The sequence below is a fragment of the Bacillus cereus group sp. BfR-BA-01379 genome (assembly GCF_022663605.1).
Classification (GTDB): Bacteria; Bacillota; Bacilli; order Bacillales; family Bacillaceae_G; genus Bacillus_A; species Bacillus_A mobilis.
The window spans coordinates 1-17292 of sequence record NZ_JAKUFT010000032.1 but is presented as its reverse complement, the minus strand read 5'-3'; the positions used below and the strand labels follow the sequence as shown (position 1 = coordinate 17292).

The window sequence follows — 17292 nt, the reverse complement described above, 5'->3', positions numbered from 1 at the left end:
TATATGCTACAACCGCACAAAACAGGTTCCCTAAAGACATTTATGTCTACCTCGTTTTTGGCGAGTCTTAGTAATTAAGAGGAGGTGCAAGTATGTACGCAATTATCGAAACAGGTGGAAAACAAATTAAAGTTGAAGCTGGTCAAGCAATCTACATTGAAAAATTAGATGTTGAAGCTGGTGAAACTGTTACTTTTGACAAAGTTCTTTTCGTTGGTGGCGAAAACGTTAAAGTTGGTAGCCCAGTTGTAGAAGGTGCAACAGTTACTGCGAAAGTTGAAAAACAAGGTCGCGCTAAGAAAATCATCGTTTTCAAATACAAAGCGAAAAAGAACAATCGTAAGAAACAAGGTCATCGTCAACCTTACACTAAGCTAGTTGTTGAAGCTATCAACGCTTAATCCAGGTTAACATGATTAAAATTACGATAAGTCGCACGAAATTAGGAAGTATCCAATCATTTAAAATGACTGGACATGCCAATTATGCGCCACATGGACAAGACCTTGTCTGTGCTGGAACTACAGCGGTTGTGTTTGGTTCTATAAATGCAGTGGAAGAACTTTGTAATGTGCAGGCAACTATTGAACTCGGAAGTGATGGCGGATTCTTAACGTATGAATTGCCTAATGATTTAGACGTTCATGCAGCAGAAAAAGCACAAACGCTTTTAGAAGGATTGGTTGTTTCGCTTAAGACGATCGAACTTGATTACGGAAAGTATATCCGTTTAATAGAAAAAGTGCAGGAGGTGTAACGTATGTTAAGATTAGATCTTCAGTTTTTCGCATCTAAGAAAGGTGTAGGTAGTACAAAGAACGGTCGTGACTCTCAGTCAAAACGTCTTGGTGCTAAACGCGCAGATGGTCAAACGGTTTCAGGTGGTTCAATTCTTTACCGTCAACGCGGTACAAAAATTTATCCAGGTGTTAACGTTGGTCGTGGTGGCGATGACACTTTATACGCGAAAGTTGACGGCGTAGTACGCTTTGAGCGTCTTGGCCGTGACCGCAAACAAGTGAGCGTATATCCTGTTGCTCAAGAAGCATAAGAACTCACGGAAAACTCTAACCTGAGTGCAGGTTAGAGTTTTTCTATATTAAGGGGTATCTAAATGAATGAAAAATGGACAATTATAGATGCATTGCGTCATTCAAGACATGATTGGCTCAATCGTATGCAGATGGTGAAAGGAAACCTTTCCCTTGGAAAAGTGGAAGAGATTCATAGTCTCATCGATCGTTTTGTCCAAGAAGCGAGACAAGAATCCAATCTGATAGGGCTATCAATGCCTTTATTTTCAGAGTGGATTTTAACATATAATTGGAAACAGCAGCCGTGCTTATTGGAGTACGAAGTATTAGGGAAATTACATAACTTATCTCACTTAGATGAGACTGTATGTACATGGACGAATCAATTTTTCTCAATGCTTCAGCATAGTTTAGACGTATATGTTGAAAATTATGTTTGTATCACAATTGAATGTGACGCGGAGAATGCTCGTTTCTTTTTTGATTTTCGTGGTAAGCTAACGAGTGTAGAAGAACTACAGAATTGGCTTGCGACCCAAAACAATAAATGGTATTCCATTTCTTATACAGTACGAGACGAAGAAGTCTCAGTTATATTACAACCAATTGAAAAAAGTGTGGTGAAATAATGTTTGTAGATCAGGTCAAGATATATGTAAAAGGCGGCGACGGTGGTAACGGAATGGTTGCGTATCGTCGTGAGAAGTATGTACCTAAAGGTGGCCCAGCAGGTGGCGACGGTGGTAAAGGTGCAGATGTTGTTTTCGTTGTTGAGGAAGGCTTACGTACATTAATGGACTTCCGCTACCAACGTCATTTCAAAGCTGATCGTGGTCAGCACGGAATGAGTAAAGGTCAGCACGGTCGTAAATCTGAAGATTTAATCGTAAAGGTTCCACCAGGAACAATAGTAAAAGATGAAAAAACAGGACAAATTCTTGCCGATTTAGTAACGCATGAGCAAACAGCTGTAATCGCAAGAGGTGGTCGTGGTGGCCGTGGTAACTCACGTTTCGCAACAGCAACGAATCCAGCGCCAGAAATCGCTGAGAACGGGGAACCAGGTCAAGAACGTGATGTCATTCTAGAACTTAAAGTGCTAGCAGATGTTGGACTTGTTGGATTCCCAAGTGTAGGTAAATCTACATTATTATCTGTTGTATCATCAGCGCGTCCGAAAATTGCAGAGTATCACTTTACAACAATCGTTCCAAATCTTGGTGTTGTTGAAACGGGTGATAACCGCAGCTTCGTTATGGCTGACCTTCCTGGACTAATAGAAGGCGCACATGCCGGCGTCGGACTTGGACACCAATTCTTACGTCATATTGAGCGTACACGTGTAATCGTACACGTTATTGATATGTCTGGTTTAGAAGGCCGTGAACCATATGAAGATTACGTAACAATCAATAATGAATTAAAAGAATACAATATGCGTTTAACAGAGCGTCCACAAGTTGTTGTTGCAAACAAAATGGATATGCCAGATGCAGAAGAAAACTTACAAGCATTTAAAGAGAAAGTGGGAGACGAAGTAAAAATCTTCCCAATCTCAGCTGTAACGAAACAAGGTGTTCGTGACTTACTATTTGAAGTAGCGAACTTACTAGAAACAACACCAGAATTCCCAATGTACGATGTTGTCGAAGAGTCTGAAGCAAGTGTAATGTACAAATTTGATGCTGAAAGTCTTAAATTTGAAATTACACGTGAAAGTGACGGCACATTTGTTATTTCTGGTTATGATATTGAGAAGACATTCAAAATGACAGACTTCTCACGTGATGAATCTATACGTCGTTTCGCTCGCCAAATGCGCGGAATGGGTATTGATGAAGCGCTTCGTGCGCGTGGTGCAAAAGATGGAGATATTGTAAAAATTCTTGAATATGAATTTGAATTTATCGACTAAGACTGCCGAAATATGGCAGTCTTTTTTTTATGTAAATGTCTGATTCGTATAGGAAAAAATACCCACTAATTAAATTTTCAATTTATAATAGAACAAGGAGTGGTGTTGGAAGAATTTTTTTATGGGGAGAAAACGAACATGTATAAAATATTAATTGTAGAAGACGATGAAAAAATAGCGGGAATATTAGAAGAGCATTTAGAAAGGTATGGCTATCAATCATTTAGAGCAAGTGATTTACGGCATATAAAAGATGAGTTCGTGAAAATAAATCCTCATCTCGTATTACTAGATATTAATTTGCCATATTTTGATGGGTTTTATTGGTGTCGTCAAATTCGTACTGTATCGAATGCACCAATTATTTTTGTTTCTGCAAGAACAGGGGAAATGGATCAAGTAATGGCGATTGAAAATGGTGGAGATGATTACATTACGAAGCCATTCCATTTAGATATCGTGATGGCAAAGGTGAAAAGTGCACTTCGCCGTGGCTATGGTGAGTATGCCTCTGTTGCTGAGAGTGATTGTTTAGGTGTAAATGGACTGTTATTATTTCCATCCCAACACATTGTTGAGTGGCAGGGGCAACAAACGGAGCTGACAAAAAATGAATTTTACCTATTAGAGTGTTTAATGAAACAAGCAAATCAATATGTAACGCGCGAAGAACTGTTAGAAGCCCTGTGGGATGAAGTAGCTTTTGTTGATGATAATACATTAACTGTTAATGTAAAACGCGTAAGGAAGAAACTAGAGGAGTTAGGTATTAAAAATGCAATTGTAACGAAACGTGGATATGGTTATGCGCTTCTTACAGAGTGGGGCGAAGGGCATGAAGGTTAAAAATTACCTCATGGACCGCTTTTCTTTACTTCTTTCTTATATTGTTAGCCTTTGTTTATTTGGGCTTGTACTGCAGTTGCAAAGTCTTTTAGAAAAGCGATCGATTGATTGGAGTACGTGGTTATATGGACTTTTATTAGGGGCAGTTGTATTTGCTGTATACCTCATTTACGATTATCGAAAACGGAGTGTATTTTTAAATAGGATTGAAAAGTATGTTACTGGCGGAAATACATTACACGATTCTTTACTTATTGATACTTCTTATACGTCAGAGCAAGAGATGGTCGTTGAATCGTTTACGCTATTAAGACAGCAATATATGAATGAAATTCATAAACAACATGCGAAAGAACAGCAGCAAATGATATTTATGAACCAGTGGATTCATCAAATGAAAACACCAGTATCGGTTATAGAATTACTATTACAGAAGTTTGGTAAAGAGCATCGTGAAGCAAGAGCAACAGTTGAAAGTATTCGTGAAGAAAATAACCGTATACTAAATGGTTTAGATTTAGCGTTACATATGGCAAGGTTAGAACAGTTTGCAAAAGATTATAAAGTAGAAGTAGTAAATGTAGTAGATATTATTCGAGGCATTATTAATGAAAATAGAAAGTCGTTCATTCAATCGTCTGTATTTCCGAAAGTAATGTTTGATGAAGATACTTGTATGGTTGCATCTGATAGAAAATGGCTGAGTATTGCTATAGGGCAAATTGTTGTAAATGCAATTAAGTATACGAAAATTTCAGAAGTAGAGAAAAAGGAAATTCAATTTCAAATTGAAGAGAAAGATCAAAAGGTGTTATTACATATTAAGGACAATGGAATTGGTATTCCAGAGCAAGATGTAAAGCGAGTATTTGATCCGTTCTTTACAGGAATAAATGGCCGTAAAACGAGAGAAGCGACTGGAATGGGTTTATATATTACGAAGGAAATTTGCGATAATTTACATCACGGTATTTATGTGCAATCGGCTGAAGGAGACGGGACAAGATTCACGTTCCAATTTGCAAAAGATGAAGAATATCATACATTAATGAGAAAAATGACAAAACTGTAAGATAACAAAACGTTTTGTAAGGGAAATCACTCGTTTCTATTTCTTATTTTTCTTATAGTAAATGTAAGAAGAAAACACATAGGGGGATTAGAAATGAGTGTTCTTGAAGTAAAAGGATTAACAAAGGTGTATCAATCAAAAGGTTCAGTAGCGACGACTGCTTTAAATGATATAAATTTTAGAATAGAAGAAGGCGAATTTGTAGGGATTATGGGTCCTTCAGGAAGCGGGAAAACAACGCTTTTAAATTTATTAGCAACAATTGATAAGCAAACTTCAGGGCATGTGCTTGTAAATGGAGAAGAAATTAATCAAATGCGTGCTGCAAAATTAGCGGAGTTTCGCCGTACACATTTAGGATTCATTTTCCAAGATTTTAACTTACTTGATACGTTATCGATTAAAGAAAATATTATTTTACCACTTGTCATGGCGAAGAAATCTGTAAATGAAATCGATGCAAAGGTGCTTGAGATTGCAAAGTTTTTAAATATCGAAGAAATTTTAAATAAAAAAGTATATGAAGTATCAGGCGGACAACAACAACGTGCAGCAGCAGCGAGAGCAATTATTCATGAGCCAACTTTAATTTTAGCGGATGAGCCAACTGGAAATTTAGATTCGAAGTCAGCAAAATCATTAATGAGCGCGTTGCAAGACTTACATGAACAAAAGAAAGTAACAATTGCAATGGTAACGCATGATCCGGTAGCGGCGAGTTATTGCGAACGTATTTTATTCATTCGCGACGGAGAAATTTTCTCAGAAATACATAAAGGAAGAACGAAACAAGCCTTTTTCCAAGAAATTCTGGACGTACTTGCGATGCTAGGAGGAGAATATCATGAACTTTCGCCAGCTCGCGCTTAATAACGTAAAAGGAAATTGGCGTAATTATAAAGCGTTTCTTATAAGTAGTTGTCTATCGATAGTCGTATTTTTCATGTATGCTTCCTTTATTTATCATCCAGATGTCGTAAGCGGTAATATTAGTATGAGGGATATGATTTCAAAAGGGTTAGAATCGATGAATTATATTGTAGTCATTTTCTCAGCACTCTTTATTTTATATGCAAATTCAACATTTTTACGAGCAAGGAAAAAAGAATTTGGTTTATTAACATTAATAGGTGGAACAAAATCTCAACTTGGCCGAATGATTATATTAGAACAGCTTATGTTAGGTAGTATTGCAATTGTAGTAGGTATTGGACTTGGTATGCTTTGTTCAAAGTTATTTTTTCAAGCATTAAGCGTAATATTGAAAATAGATAAAACACTTCCACTCGTATGGAATAGTAAAGCAGTTTTGATTACAGCAGGTGTATACTTTATTCTATTTTTAATCCTATCATTGTTTAGCGTTTGGACAGTAGGACGCTTGCAAATTATTGATTTATTAAGAGAAGCAAGAAAACAAAAAATAGAACCTTTTGCATTTACATGGTTATGTGTAGCGGGTATAGGATGTATTATTGTTGCATATGTACTGAGCTTCCAAGTGACATTTATGAATTTTATCATGCTGTTTTTACCGATTGTAGGGCTGACGATAGGCGGAACTTATTTGCTGTTTACACAAGGTAGTACAGTCGTGTTAAAGGCGTTACAAAAACGAAAAAAATCTTTTTATACATATCCAAATATGTTCGTACTTAGCAATCTTATTTATAAAATGAAAGATAATGCTCGTTTTCTATTTGTAATTTCTATCATTACGGCCGTTGTATCTTCAGCAGTTGGTACACTGTACGTATTTTTTGAGGATATGAGTTATAAGGCAGTGACTAGTACCCCGCATGCTATTTCGTATGAGGAAAAGGGAATAAATACGCATAATGTCATAAAAGATGGGAAAACAAAAGAATTAATAAAAAAACATGGATTTGAAGATGCGCGAGAAGTAATGTATGTAAAACTTCCTGGAACTCAAAAAATCACGATGTTTAACAGTGAACATGAAGTACCGATGGCGATTGTTTCAGAAAAAGAATATAACGCTGAAGTACGTAAACAAAAGAGAGAGCAAGTTAGAGAAGTTCATAATGCACCAGGTAGTGCAACGATGGTCATAATGGATATGGCGAAAGATATGATGAAGGTAGACCTTACGAAACCATATGAATTTAAAATGAATGGGCAAATGCAGTCTGTTCAATTAAATGAACCAACTCCATTTTCTGTTTTTAATGATAGTGAATATCTCATTGTGAATGATCAAGATTTTGAGAAATACGCAAAGCTCGTACCAGATGAAGAAAAGACGAAATATTACGGTTATTATATAGAAGATTGGAAAAGTACCGAAGATCTTGTGTTAGATTTGAAAAAGGAAATTGCACCAGATAAGCAAGCGGAATTAAACAACTCGGTGCTCGCTTATAAAAATATAAGGGAATCAGGAGCAATTACGATGTTCATCGGTTTCTTTGTAGCGGTACTGTTCTTCTTCTTCGCTTGTAGTATGACATACTTTAAGTGGTTTAACGATAAAGAGCAAGATCGTATTCAATTTAAATCGTTAAAGAGAATCGGTATGACAGATAAAGAAATTCGAAAAATTGCAATTCGACAAATGGGTGTTATCTTCTTTATCCCAATTGTAATCGGTGCAATTCATAGTGGATTTGCTCTTCATACGTTAGGAAAAATGCTTTATCTCGATTTATGGAAATCAGGTGCGATTGTAATTGGAGCATACATTGTAGCTTCTGCGATTTACTTTATGATCGCGCAAAGAGGATATTTGAAACACGTAAAAAGCTAGGGAAACCTCTAGCTTTTTACGCATGTAGTAAGTTATAGGAGGACGATAGATGAACATTCGGCAATTAGCTTTGCAAAATATAAAAGGAAATTGGCGTAATTATAAAGTGTTTTTCTTAAGTAGTTGTTTTGCGATATTTGCTTCTTATGCATATATGTCTGTCATTGTGCATCCGTATATGCAGGAGACGCTGTGGTATCAAAACGTACGCTGGGGACTTATCATATGTAATGTTATAATCATTTCTTTTTTCGTCATATTTATTTTGTATTCTACTTCTATTTTCATAGAGGCACGTAAGAAAGAATTAGGATTATATATGTTAATGGGAGCAACGAAATCTAACGTAATAGGAATGATTATGACTGAGCAAATGTTGATCGGGGTATTTGCTAATATTTTCGGTATTGGGCTTGGTATGATCTTTTTAAAGCTCTTCTTCATGGTGTTTAGTATGTTGCTGGGGCTTCCGAAAGAACTCCCTGTCACATTTGACGTGGGAGCAATTGGGGTAACGTTCATTACATATATGGTTGTTTTTATTTTGTTATCTTTTATAAGTGCTTTACGTATATGGAATATAAAAATCATTCGGTTATTGAAAGAATTTCGAACTGATAAAAAAGAGAAGAAAACATCAATGTGGCTTTGTATATGTGGCTTTATTTGTTTAGGGACAGGATACGCGTTAGCGCTACAAGTGACGATGGAAACGATAGGATTATATTTTTTCCCTGTGTCTATACTTGTCTTTTTCGGAACGTACTTTTCTTTTACACACGGTACAATCCAATTGTTAGAAATGATAAAACGAAATAAAAAGATTATGTATACATACCCGTATTTATTTATAGTGAATCAATTGTCACATCGAATGAAGGAAAATGGTCGCTTTTTCTTTATGCTTTCTATGGCAACGACATTTGTAGTTACGGCAACAGGTACGGTGTTCTTATATTTTTCTAGCATGCAAGATATGTGGCGTGATGGGGGGGCACACTCATTTTCATACATAGAAAAAGGTATTTCTACCCATGAAGTCTTTGAGGAAGGTGCGGTTGAAAAGTTACTACATCAGTATGGGTATGATGATTTTCAATCTATGAGTTTTGTTGGAGTGTATGCATCTTTTCAGTCCAACAAGGGGGAAACAGAAGTAGCGCCGCTCATTAAAGAAAGTGAATACAATCAGGAGGCAAGAAAACAAAAAAAGAAAACGTATCATCCTAAAAAAGGAACTGTTACACTTGTTTATTATAATAAATACAATAATTCGAATGTATATAATCAAAAAGAGATTCAATTGCAAGTAATGAACCAACCATATCAATTCGTATTTAACGGTCAGAAAGAAGGGGTTCAATTTAACTATCACCTTTCGTACATTAATGGTCTGTTCTTCGTCATGAATGATGAAGATTTTGACAGTATAGCAAATAAGGTTCCGGATTCTGAAAAAATGATATATAGAGGATACACATTACCAAATATCGAAAATACGAAAAAATTAAATGAAGATTTACGGAAACATATGAAACAAGATGATAATAACGCATTTCGAAGTAATATGGAGTTATATGTGAATATGAAAGAGTTCGGCAATATTACTCTATTTATAGGCTCATTCATTAGTATATTATTTTTCCTTACATCATGTAGTATCGTATATTTTAAATGGTTTCATAATATTGCATCGGATAGAAAGCAGTACGGGGCACTTTCTAAACTGGGAATGACGAAGGAAGAAGTATGGAAGATTTCTCGCTGGCAATTGTGTATGCTATTTTTTGCGCCAATTATAGTAGGGAGTATGCATAGTGCAGTTGCGTTATATACGTTTCATAATACGCTCTTTATGGATGGTTCATTACGAAAAGTAGGCTTGTTTATTCTATTTTATATCGCTGCATGCATCATGTATTTCTTTTTCGCTCAAAGAGAATATAGGAAACATTTAGACTAGCGAATGCTAGTCTTTTTTTAATATTCGAAATTTACATAGAAGAATATAAAAAAGTATGGTATAACAGTAAGAAAACGAAAAAGAGGGGAAAAGACGATGATTCGAGTAGGATATTTAGGACCGGAAGCAACATTTACAAATATGGCGGTGAGTCGTTTTTTTCCAGAAGCAGAGCATGTACCGTATCGAACGATTCCAGATTGTATGGATGCAGCTGCAAATGGAAATGTAGATTATGCAGTGGTACCACTAGAAAACGCCATAGAAGGTTCAGTGAATATAACAGTTGATTACCTTGTACATGAGCAACCACTTTCTATTGTAGGAGAAATTACAGTACCTATTCAGCAACATTTACTTGTACATCCGCAGTATGCAGAAGTGTGGGAAGAAGTATATGCAGTGCATTCTCATCCGCACGCTATTGCGCAATGTCATAAGTTTTTAAATGAAGAATTAAAAGGGGTCACTGTCCGAGATATGACATCAACAAGTGCTGCTGCGCAATATGTGAAAGAACATCCTGAAGAAAAAATCGCCGCTATTGCAAATGAAGCAGCTGCAGAAAAATACGGATTAACGATTGTAAGACGTAGCATTCATACACATAAAAATAATCATACACGCTTCCTCGTGCTCCATAAGAGAAAGAAAGCAATACTCCCAAATAACGGAGAAAACCGCGGAGAGAAAACGACGCTTATGATAACGTTACCTGCTGATTATGCAGGGGCACTATACCAAGTGTTATCAGCTTTCGCATGGAGAAAATTAAATCTATCAAAAATCGAATCGCGCCCGATGAAAACAGGTCTTGGAAATTACTTTTTCTTAATCGATGTCGATAAAGCATACGATGATGTATTATTGCCAGGTGTAACGATGGAACTTGAAGCACTCGGTTTTTCTGTTACTGTGCTGGGGAGTTATTCTTCTTATTGGTTGTAAGGAGAGTGTTTGTAGTTAAGTCGGTAGTATACCGTCTGATAGATAAATAAAATCCCACCTATAAATGGTGGGATTCTTTATTTTAACTTCACAAGGCGATCTTCTAACTGATCACGCCAAATATCAGCTAGTTCTGGAACAGCAAGAATCTTTTCAATACCGTCTTTATCTTTTCTATTATGAAAATAAATTTCGTTAGAGAATAAAACAGATACATTGTTTGATGGACGCTTTAGTAATGTGATTTTTGAATCTTTACGTACAGTACCTTCTTGAAGAACACGGCATAAGTAGCCAGTAAATCCAGTTGCTACAATGCGCGGCAAAATGCCAGGGATGCCAAGACGTTTTGAAATTGTGCTACAAGGTACGCGGGCTTGCGTCACTTGAATGATTGCTTCACCTAGTTGATATGTATCTCCGATGCATACATCACGCTCTAACATATTTGTTACGGTAATGTTTTCACCAAATGTGGAAGCTGGAAGCGTTGTTTGAAATTCCTCTTCCCATAGTGCGTAATGCTCATGTGGGTATACACAAACAGCGCGATCAGGCCCACCGTGATGTTTTAAATCTGCCACGTCATCACCAAGGAAGCCATCTTTTGAGAGAAAAGCTTCTTCTGTAGAATCTTTACATATACCTGTTATCATTTCTTTATCTTCGCCATATTTCATTTGTTTCGGTTTGCCAATGCTAAAGTGAACGAGTTCAATTCCCATATTTGATCTCCTTTACGATTGATTACAATATTATAGCACTAAAAAAGCACAGAGAATGATAAAAACTCTGTGCTTTACATGAATTAATAAACGAGAAATCCTGCCTTATCTAAAGCCTCACAAGCAGCGTCTAACTTTTCTTTAGAATCTGCCTCAATTGTATGTAAGTGAATACCATCTGTTAGTTGCGAGAGGTAGGAAGCGTTTGTGTTTTCGATTTTTTGTAAATATTGCTCTACATCAAAGCGATTACTTACCATGATGGATGCTGTTAAGTCACCGTATACAGGATGCTCAACTTTTACATCTTTAATCGTAACGCCGTGGTCAACAAGCATTGTAAGTTCCTGACGTACTTCCGCTGGTTTATGTTGGCAGACAATTACGCGTTCGAAAGCTTGTTGTTTCTCTTGTGGTTTTAAATATAAATATCCTTGAGCAGTTGCAATAATCGGTTCATTTCGTGCTTTAAGTAAGGAAATATCTTGCACGATCACTTGTCGACTTACGTTTGTCTTTTTCGATAGTTCATTCCCAGATAACGGTTCATTTGCAGCAAGAAGCCACTGAAGGATAAGCTGTCGTCTTTCTTCGCCTAAAATCTTTTTTTGTTCATTTTGTTTCATTATGATTTAACACCTCTATAAAATTGATTTCCAATTGTGTGTAGTGCATGAATAGTAGTATCAATTTGATCTTTCGTTGTTTGTTGCCCGAAAGAGAAGCGGACATATTGTTTCGCCTCTTCATACGTTTTTCCAATTGCAAGCATTGTTTTCGAAGGTTCTTGTTTACCGACTTGGCAAGCACTTCCGGTGGAAATGGCAATACCATGGCGATTACATTCTAGCATTGTATATTGACCTTCTATTTCTTTTATTGTAACCCCAATAATATGTGGTAAACAAGAAGTAGAATGACCTTCTACTTGAATTTCTAGAGGAAGTGTTTGTAATTGCTCTAAAAAGTAGGATCGTAACTCTTTAAAACGTAAGCTTTCTTCCAGTTGATTTTTTAATATATTCTCAGCGGCTGTTAAAAAAGATGCGATGCCAGGAACGTTTACTGTACCTGGGCGAAACCCTTTTTCATGAGAAGTTCCCGGAAATATTTGTGCCCAGCGAACTTGCGGATTTATATAGCAAGCACCAACACCCTTTGGTCCGTATATTTTATGTGCTGAAACAGAAAGACTATCAATTCCCATCTCAAAAACATTGATAGGAAGTTTACCAAATGTTTGCACACAATCTGAATGAAATAAAACGTTATATTTTTTTAAAAGTGCCCCGATTTCTGCGATGTTTTGAACGGTTCCAATTTCAGAGTTTCCGTGCTGTATGCTTGCTAGAACGGTATTTTCTGTAATAGCTGTTTCTAAATCATCTAAATGAATGAGCCCGCCTTCATCAACAGGAATTTCAGTAATTGTATAGCCTTCTGATTGTAAGAATTGAAAATAACTTCGAATGGATGCATGCTCCATAGGTGTTGTAATAATATGTTTCTCGCTTCTAGCCTTTAAAAGGGATTGAATCGCAAGGTAGTTGGATTCCGAACCACCGCTCGTGAAGAATACCCCTTGTTCCTTTCCACCAATCATGTCAGCAAATGTTTTTCTGCAAACTTGTAGTAAAGAAGAAGCTGTTCCTCCAATATCATGTAAACTTTGTTCATTTCCGAAGTATTGCGATGCTGCTTTCATATATGTTTGTAACGCCTTTTCACTCATAGGTGTAGTAGCTGCATAGTCAAGATATATCATCATGTAAGTTCCTCTCCTTAGTAAGAGTTACATTTCTTGTATTTTTTAAATGGTAGTGAAAATAAGAATTATAAAAAAACTCTTGTCATTATTTTAAAACTATGTAAATATAGGTGTCAAGACAGTTGAAAAGTGTAAAGTAGGAGGCAACAATTATGCCAAGTGCAGATGTCTTAATTATTGGAAGTGGCGTTGCGGCACTTCGTGTTGCGAAAGAGATTTGTCACGAAAAGAATGTGATTATTATCACAAAGGAAACGAATCGTAATAATAATACATATTTAGCGCAAGGTGGAATTGCAGCAGCGGTTGCTACATATGACAATCCAAATGATCATTTTGAAGATACGTTAGTAGCAGGATGTCATTATAACAATGAAGATGTGGTCCGTTATCTAGTCGAGGAAGGGCCGAAAGAAATGAATCATCTCATTGAAAGTGGAATGGAATTTGATGGAGATGAAACCGGTCCTCATCTTGGAAAAGAAGGCGCACATCGAAAGCGCCGTATTTTACATGCAGGTGGCGATGCAACAGGAAAGAATTTATTAGAGCATTTCATTCAAGAAGTAGCTCCGCACGTTACGGTAGTGGAACAGGAAATGGTGCTCGATTTTATTATAGAAAATGATAAATGTGTTGGAGTTTTAACAAGAACTAGTGAAGGGAAGTTGAAGCGTTACGTTGCAGATTATACGGTGTTAGCAACAGGTGGGATTGGCGGTTTATACGCCTTTACTTCTAACGATAAGACAATTACGGGTGATGGACTTGCGATGGTATACCGCGCAGGCGGGGAGCTCGTAGATTTAGAGTTTGTACAATTTCACCCAACAATGTTATATGCAAACGGTAGCTGCTGCGGCCTCGTCTCTGAAGCTGTCCGTGGTGAAGGAGCTGTCCTTATAAATGGAAAAGGTCAGCGTTTTATGATGGATATACACCCTGATCACGATCTCGCGCCGCGCGATGTAGTAGCAAGAGCGATTCATGAGCAGCTTTTGGCGGGTGAAAAAGTGTATGTAAATATCGAGTCTATCCAAAATTTCGAAGAACGTTTTCCGACTGTAGCATCATTGTGTAAAAAGAATGGTGTCGATATAAATGAAAAACGCATTCCGGTCGTACCCGGTGCTCATTTTCATATGGGTGGCGTGAAAACGAACTGTGATGGAGAGACGTCCATTCCAAATTTATATGCGGTCGGTGAAGTAGCTTGTAATGGCGTTCACGGTGCAAATAGGTTAGCAAGTAATTCATTATTAGAAGGTCTTGTGTTTGGAAAAAGAATAGGACAACATATTTTAACGAAAGCGGCAAAAGACAGATTGAACATCCTAGCTGAGAAGGAAAAGAAGTTTATCGTTTTGAATCATTTGCCGGCGAAGGAAGAAATACAAGAATGCATGATGAAATATGTTGGGATTGTGCGAACAGAGCAAAGTTTATCTTCTGCAAAGAGATGGCTTAGTAAGTACGGTGTTCGAAATATGATCTTACAACATGAGGCTCTTACAAATGAAGAGATAACGCTCATTAATATGTTAACAGTCTGTGAGCTTATAGTCGTATCAGCTTTGCAAAGAGAAGAAAGCATTGGTGGTCATTATCGAAGTGATTATCCGGATAGAAATAGAGTAAAAAAAGAGATTGTTCGAGTGAAAAGAAAACTACAACTTGTGTGATGAAGGGAAGAGGGGCTTTATGAACACGATAAAAGTGAAAGAAGCATTAAATCGATTTTTTCTAGAAGATATAGGAGAACGAGATGTAACATCTCAGCTTATTTTTCCAGACAATTTACTTTCAAAAGGAACGTTTCTTGCGAAGGATACAGGGGTCTTTGCGGGGCGTTTAGTAATTGAAGAAGGATTTAAATTAATTGATGAAAGAATTGAAGTGGAGCTTCATAAAAAAGATGGGGATCTTGTAGAAAAGGGCGAAATAATAGCAACTGCGCAAGGACCAATTGCTTCGTTATTAACGGCAGAGCGCGTTATATTAAACGTTATCCAGCGTATGAGCGGGATAGCTACGATGACACATAAAGCTGTGCTTGCTTTAGATAGCGGCCATACACGTATTTGTGATACGCGAAAAACGATGCCAGGGCTACGTATGTTTGATAAGTATGCAGTCGTGTGCGGAGGCGGATTTAATCACCGTTTCGGTTTATATGACGGTATCATGATTAAAGACAATCATATTGCTTTTGCTGGTTCTATTACGAAAGCTGTTACATCGGTGAAAGAAAAATTAGGACATATGGTGAAAGTAGAAGTGGAAACAGAGACAGAGGAACAAGTGAGAGAAGCTGTAGCTGCTGGTGCGGATATCATTATGTTTGATAATCGTACGCCAGATGAGATTCGGGAGTTTTCAAAGATTGTACCAAGTGCCATCGTTACGGAAGCATCAGGAGGCATTATAATTGAAGATTTATCGGAATATGGAAAAACAGGTGTCGATTATATTTCACTTGGAGCGTTAACACATTCAGTGAAAGCACTTGATATTAGTTTCAATATTGAGGCGTAAGGAAAGTGGTTTAGAGGGGGAGAAAGGGATATGAGTATTTTAGAAAAAGTACAACCGATTGAAACGATGTTACCAGAGCGTTATTACACGATGTCAACAGAAGATATGGAAAAGCGTGTTCGTGAAATTAAAGAAAAAATGGGGAAAACACTATTTATTCCAGGACATCATTACCAAAAAGATGAAGTGGTACAATTTTCTGATGCAGCAGGAGATTCACTTCAGCTTGCGCAAGTTGCAGCGAGCAATAAAGAAGCAAAATATATTGTATTTTGCGGCGTACACTTTATGGCAGAAACAGCAGATATGTTAACGACAGACGATCAAATCGTTATTTTGCCAGATATGCGTGCAGGCTGTTCGATGGCAGATATGGCAGACATCGAACAAACAGAAAGAGCGTGGAAAGGGCTCACGAAGTTATTTGGAGATACGATGATTCCGTTAACGTATGTTAACTCTACAGCTGCAATTAAAGCATTTTGCGGTCGTAATGGCGGAGCGACAGTAACTTCTTCTAATGCAAAACAAATGGTATCTTGGGCGTTTACACAAAAAGAGCGTCTTGTCTTTTTACCAGATCAACATTTAGGAAGAAATACAGCGTACGATTTAGGTATCCCGTTAGATAAAATGGCAGTATGGGACCCGCATACAGATTCATTAGAGTACGATGGAGATATAGAAGAAATTCAAGTGATTTTATGGAAAGGGCATTGTTCGGTTCATCAAAACTTTACGGTGAAAAACATTGAGAATGTACGGAAGAATCATCCGGATATGAATATTATTGTACATCCAGAATGCTGTTATGAGGTTGTTGATGCTTCGGATTACGCAGGATCAACGAAATATATTATTGATATGATTGAAGCAGCGCCACCTGGAAGTAAATGGGCAATTGGTACAGAGATGAATTTAGTGAACCGAATTATTCAGCAACATCCAGATAAAGAAATTGTTTCACTTAATCCATTTATGTGTCCGTGTTTAACGATGAACCGAATTGATCTGCCGCACTTATTATGGGTGCTTGAAACGGTAGAAAGAGGAGAAGAAATTAACGTTATTAGCGTAGATAAACAAGTGACCGAAGAAGCGGTTCTTGCATTAAATCGTATGTTAGAGCGTGTATAAAGCAGCGGGATTTCCGTTGCTTTTTTTCGTACATATAATCATAACGAGAATGAAATGGGCATACATTGTTGTGAAGAAATCATTGCGATTTTCTTATGCTTATTCCACTTCTAATGATATTGAAAATCGAAGAAGTGATACAAGTGAAAAGAAGTTAACGTTATTTAGAAAGGGTTACTTCATGAGATTTGTTACTTATAGATAAGTTATACAGGAGGGGGAAAATTTGAAAATTCATATCGTGCAAAAAGGGGATACCCTTTGGAAAATTGCGAAAAAGTACGGAGTGGATTTTGATACGTTGAAAAATACAAATACACAACTTAGTAATCCAGATTTAATCATGCCAGGTATGAAAATTAAAGTACCATCAAACAGCGTTCATGTAAAACAACATGCTGGGGCAGGTTCAGCGCCTCCGAAGCAATACGTAAAAGAAGTGCAACAAAAAGAGTTTGCATCAACGCCAACTCCGCTTGGAATAGAAGATGAGGAAGAAGTTACGTATCAATCAGCGCCAATTACACAGCAACCTGCTATGCAACAAACACAAAAAGAAATGCAAGTAAAACCGCAAAAAGA

At 37.1% G+C, this 17292-nt stretch carries 18 protein-coding genes and 1 other annotated feature; of the genes, 15 read left to right on the top strand and 3 right to left on the bottom strand.

The window, feature by feature from the left end; translation table 11 throughout:
* Positions 1–78: a sequence feature (ribosomal protein L21 leader region), on the top strand.
* 14 nt (positions 79–92) lie between these two features.
* From rplU to pheA, 11 genes are all read left to right on the top strand, one after another.
* Positions 93–401 carry a 50S ribosomal protein L21 gene (gene rplU / locus MR113_RS14030; protein ID WP_000270907.1) on the top strand — a complete coding sequence of 103 codons (309 nt, stop codon included), beginning with the start codon at positions 93–95 and terminating at the stop codon, positions 399–401.
* 11 nt (positions 402–412) lie between these two features.
* A complete protein-coding gene (locus MR113_RS14025; RefSeq protein ID WP_061677162.1) occupies positions 413–757 on the top strand; it encodes a ribosomal-processing cysteine protease Prp in 345 nt (114 codons plus the stop codon).
* Between the two features lie 3 nt (positions 758–760).
* Positions 761–1051 (top strand): 50S ribosomal protein L27, encoded by a 291-nt coding sequence (rpmA, locus tag MR113_RS14020; RefSeq protein WP_000944957.1) that lies wholly within the window; start codon positions 761–763, stop codon positions 1049–1051.
* A gap of 63 nt (positions 1052–1114) precedes the next feature.
* The gene (locus MR113_RS14015; RefSeq protein ID WP_061677164.1) at positions 1115–1663 is read left to right on the top strand and encodes a sporulation initiation phosphotransferase B; all 549 of its coding nucleotides are present in this window, start codon (positions 1115–1117) and stop codon (positions 1661–1663) included.
* Positions 1663–2949 (top strand): GTPase ObgE, encoded by a 1287-nt coding sequence (gene obgE, locus MR113_RS14010; RefSeq protein ID WP_000497121.1) that lies wholly within the window; start codon positions 1663–1665, stop codon positions 2947–2949. The genes MR113_RS14015 and obgE overlap by 1 nt, the downstream gene beginning before the upstream one ends.
* Positions 2950–3087: 138 nt before the next feature.
* Positions 3088–3795, top strand: coding sequence for a response regulator transcription factor (locus MR113_RS14005; RefSeq protein ID WP_063261314.1), 708 nt, complete (start codon positions 3088–3090; stop codon positions 3793–3795).
* Complete coding sequence (locus MR113_RS14000) at positions 3785–4867, top strand: HAMP domain-containing histidine kinase (RefSeq protein WP_242254938.1); 1083 nt, start codon at positions 3785–3787, stop codon at positions 4865–4867. Before MR113_RS14005 ends, MR113_RS14000 begins: the two co-directional genes overlap by 11 nt.
* A gap of 93 nt (positions 4868–4960) precedes the next feature.
* On the top strand, positions 4961–5737 hold the full coding sequence (locus tag MR113_RS13995) for an ABC transporter ATP-binding protein (RefSeq protein WP_242254934.1): 777 nt from the start codon (positions 4961–4963) through the stop codon (positions 5735–5737).
* The gene (locus MR113_RS13990) at positions 5712–7634 is read left to right on the top strand and encodes an ABC transporter permease (protein WP_242254931.1); all 1923 of its coding nucleotides are present in this window, start codon (positions 5712–5714) and stop codon (positions 7632–7634) included. Before MR113_RS13995 ends, MR113_RS13990 begins: the two co-directional genes overlap by 26 nt.
* Before the next feature lie 49 nt (positions 7635–7683).
* A complete protein-coding gene (locus MR113_RS13985) occupies positions 7684–9597 on the top strand; it encodes an ABC transporter permease (RefSeq protein WP_242254924.1) in 1914 nt (637 codons plus the stop codon).
* Between the two features lie 96 nt (positions 9598–9693).
* Positions 9694–10545 carry a prephenate dehydratase gene (pheA, locus tag MR113_RS13980; RefSeq protein ID WP_097951044.1) on the top strand — a complete coding sequence of 284 codons (852 nt, stop codon included), beginning with the start codon at positions 9694–9696 and terminating at the stop codon, positions 10543–10545.
* A gap of 77 nt (positions 10546–10622) precedes the next feature.
* Here pheA and MR113_RS13975 read toward each other — a convergent pair whose 3' ends face one another.
* The 3 genes from MR113_RS13975 to MR113_RS13965 all read right to left on the bottom strand — a co-directional run bounded on the left by MR113_RS13975 (position 10623) and on the right by MR113_RS13965 (position 13038).
* Positions 10623–11270, bottom strand: coding sequence for an MOSC domain-containing protein (locus tag MR113_RS13975; RefSeq protein WP_242254923.1), 648 nt, complete (start codon positions 11268–11270; stop codon positions 10623–10625).
* An 83-nt stretch (positions 11271–11353) separates the two neighbouring features.
* Positions 11354–11896: a transcription repressor NadR gene (locus MR113_RS13970; RefSeq protein WP_000812272.1), complete on the bottom strand. Its 543-nt coding sequence runs from the start codon at positions 11894–11896 to the stop codon at positions 11354–11356.
* Positions 11896–13038, bottom strand: coding sequence for an IscS subfamily cysteine desulfurase (locus tag MR113_RS13965; RefSeq protein ID WP_242254921.1), 1143 nt, complete (start codon positions 13036–13038; stop codon positions 11896–11898). Before MR113_RS13965 ends, MR113_RS13970 begins: the two co-directional genes overlap by 1 nt.
* A gap of 152 nt (positions 13039–13190) precedes the next feature.
* Between MR113_RS13965 and nadB the strand changes: the two genes are divergently transcribed.
* The 4 genes from nadB to safA form a co-directional block, all read left to right on the top strand.
* Positions 13191–14720, top strand: coding sequence for an L-aspartate oxidase (gene nadB, locus MR113_RS13960; protein WP_242254919.1), 1530 nt, complete (start codon positions 13191–13193; stop codon positions 14718–14720).
* Positions 14721–14739: 19 nt separating this feature from the next.
* Positions 14740–15573, top strand: coding sequence for a carboxylating nicotinate-nucleotide diphosphorylase (nadC, locus tag MR113_RS13955; protein ID WP_242254917.1), 834 nt, complete (start codon positions 14740–14742; stop codon positions 15571–15573).
* A 30-nt stretch (positions 15574–15603) separates the two neighbouring features.
* The gene (nadA, locus tag MR113_RS13950) at positions 15604–16710 is read left to right on the top strand and encodes a quinolinate synthase NadA (protein WP_098374098.1); all 1107 of its coding nucleotides are present in this window, start codon (positions 15604–15606) and stop codon (positions 16708–16710) included.
* A 226-nt stretch (positions 16711–16936) separates the two neighbouring features.
* Positions 16937–17292, top strand: a 356-nt coding sequence (gene safA, locus MR113_RS13945; protein ID WP_242254915.1) for a SafA/ExsA family spore coat assembly protein, incomplete at its 3' end; no start/stop codon positions are given.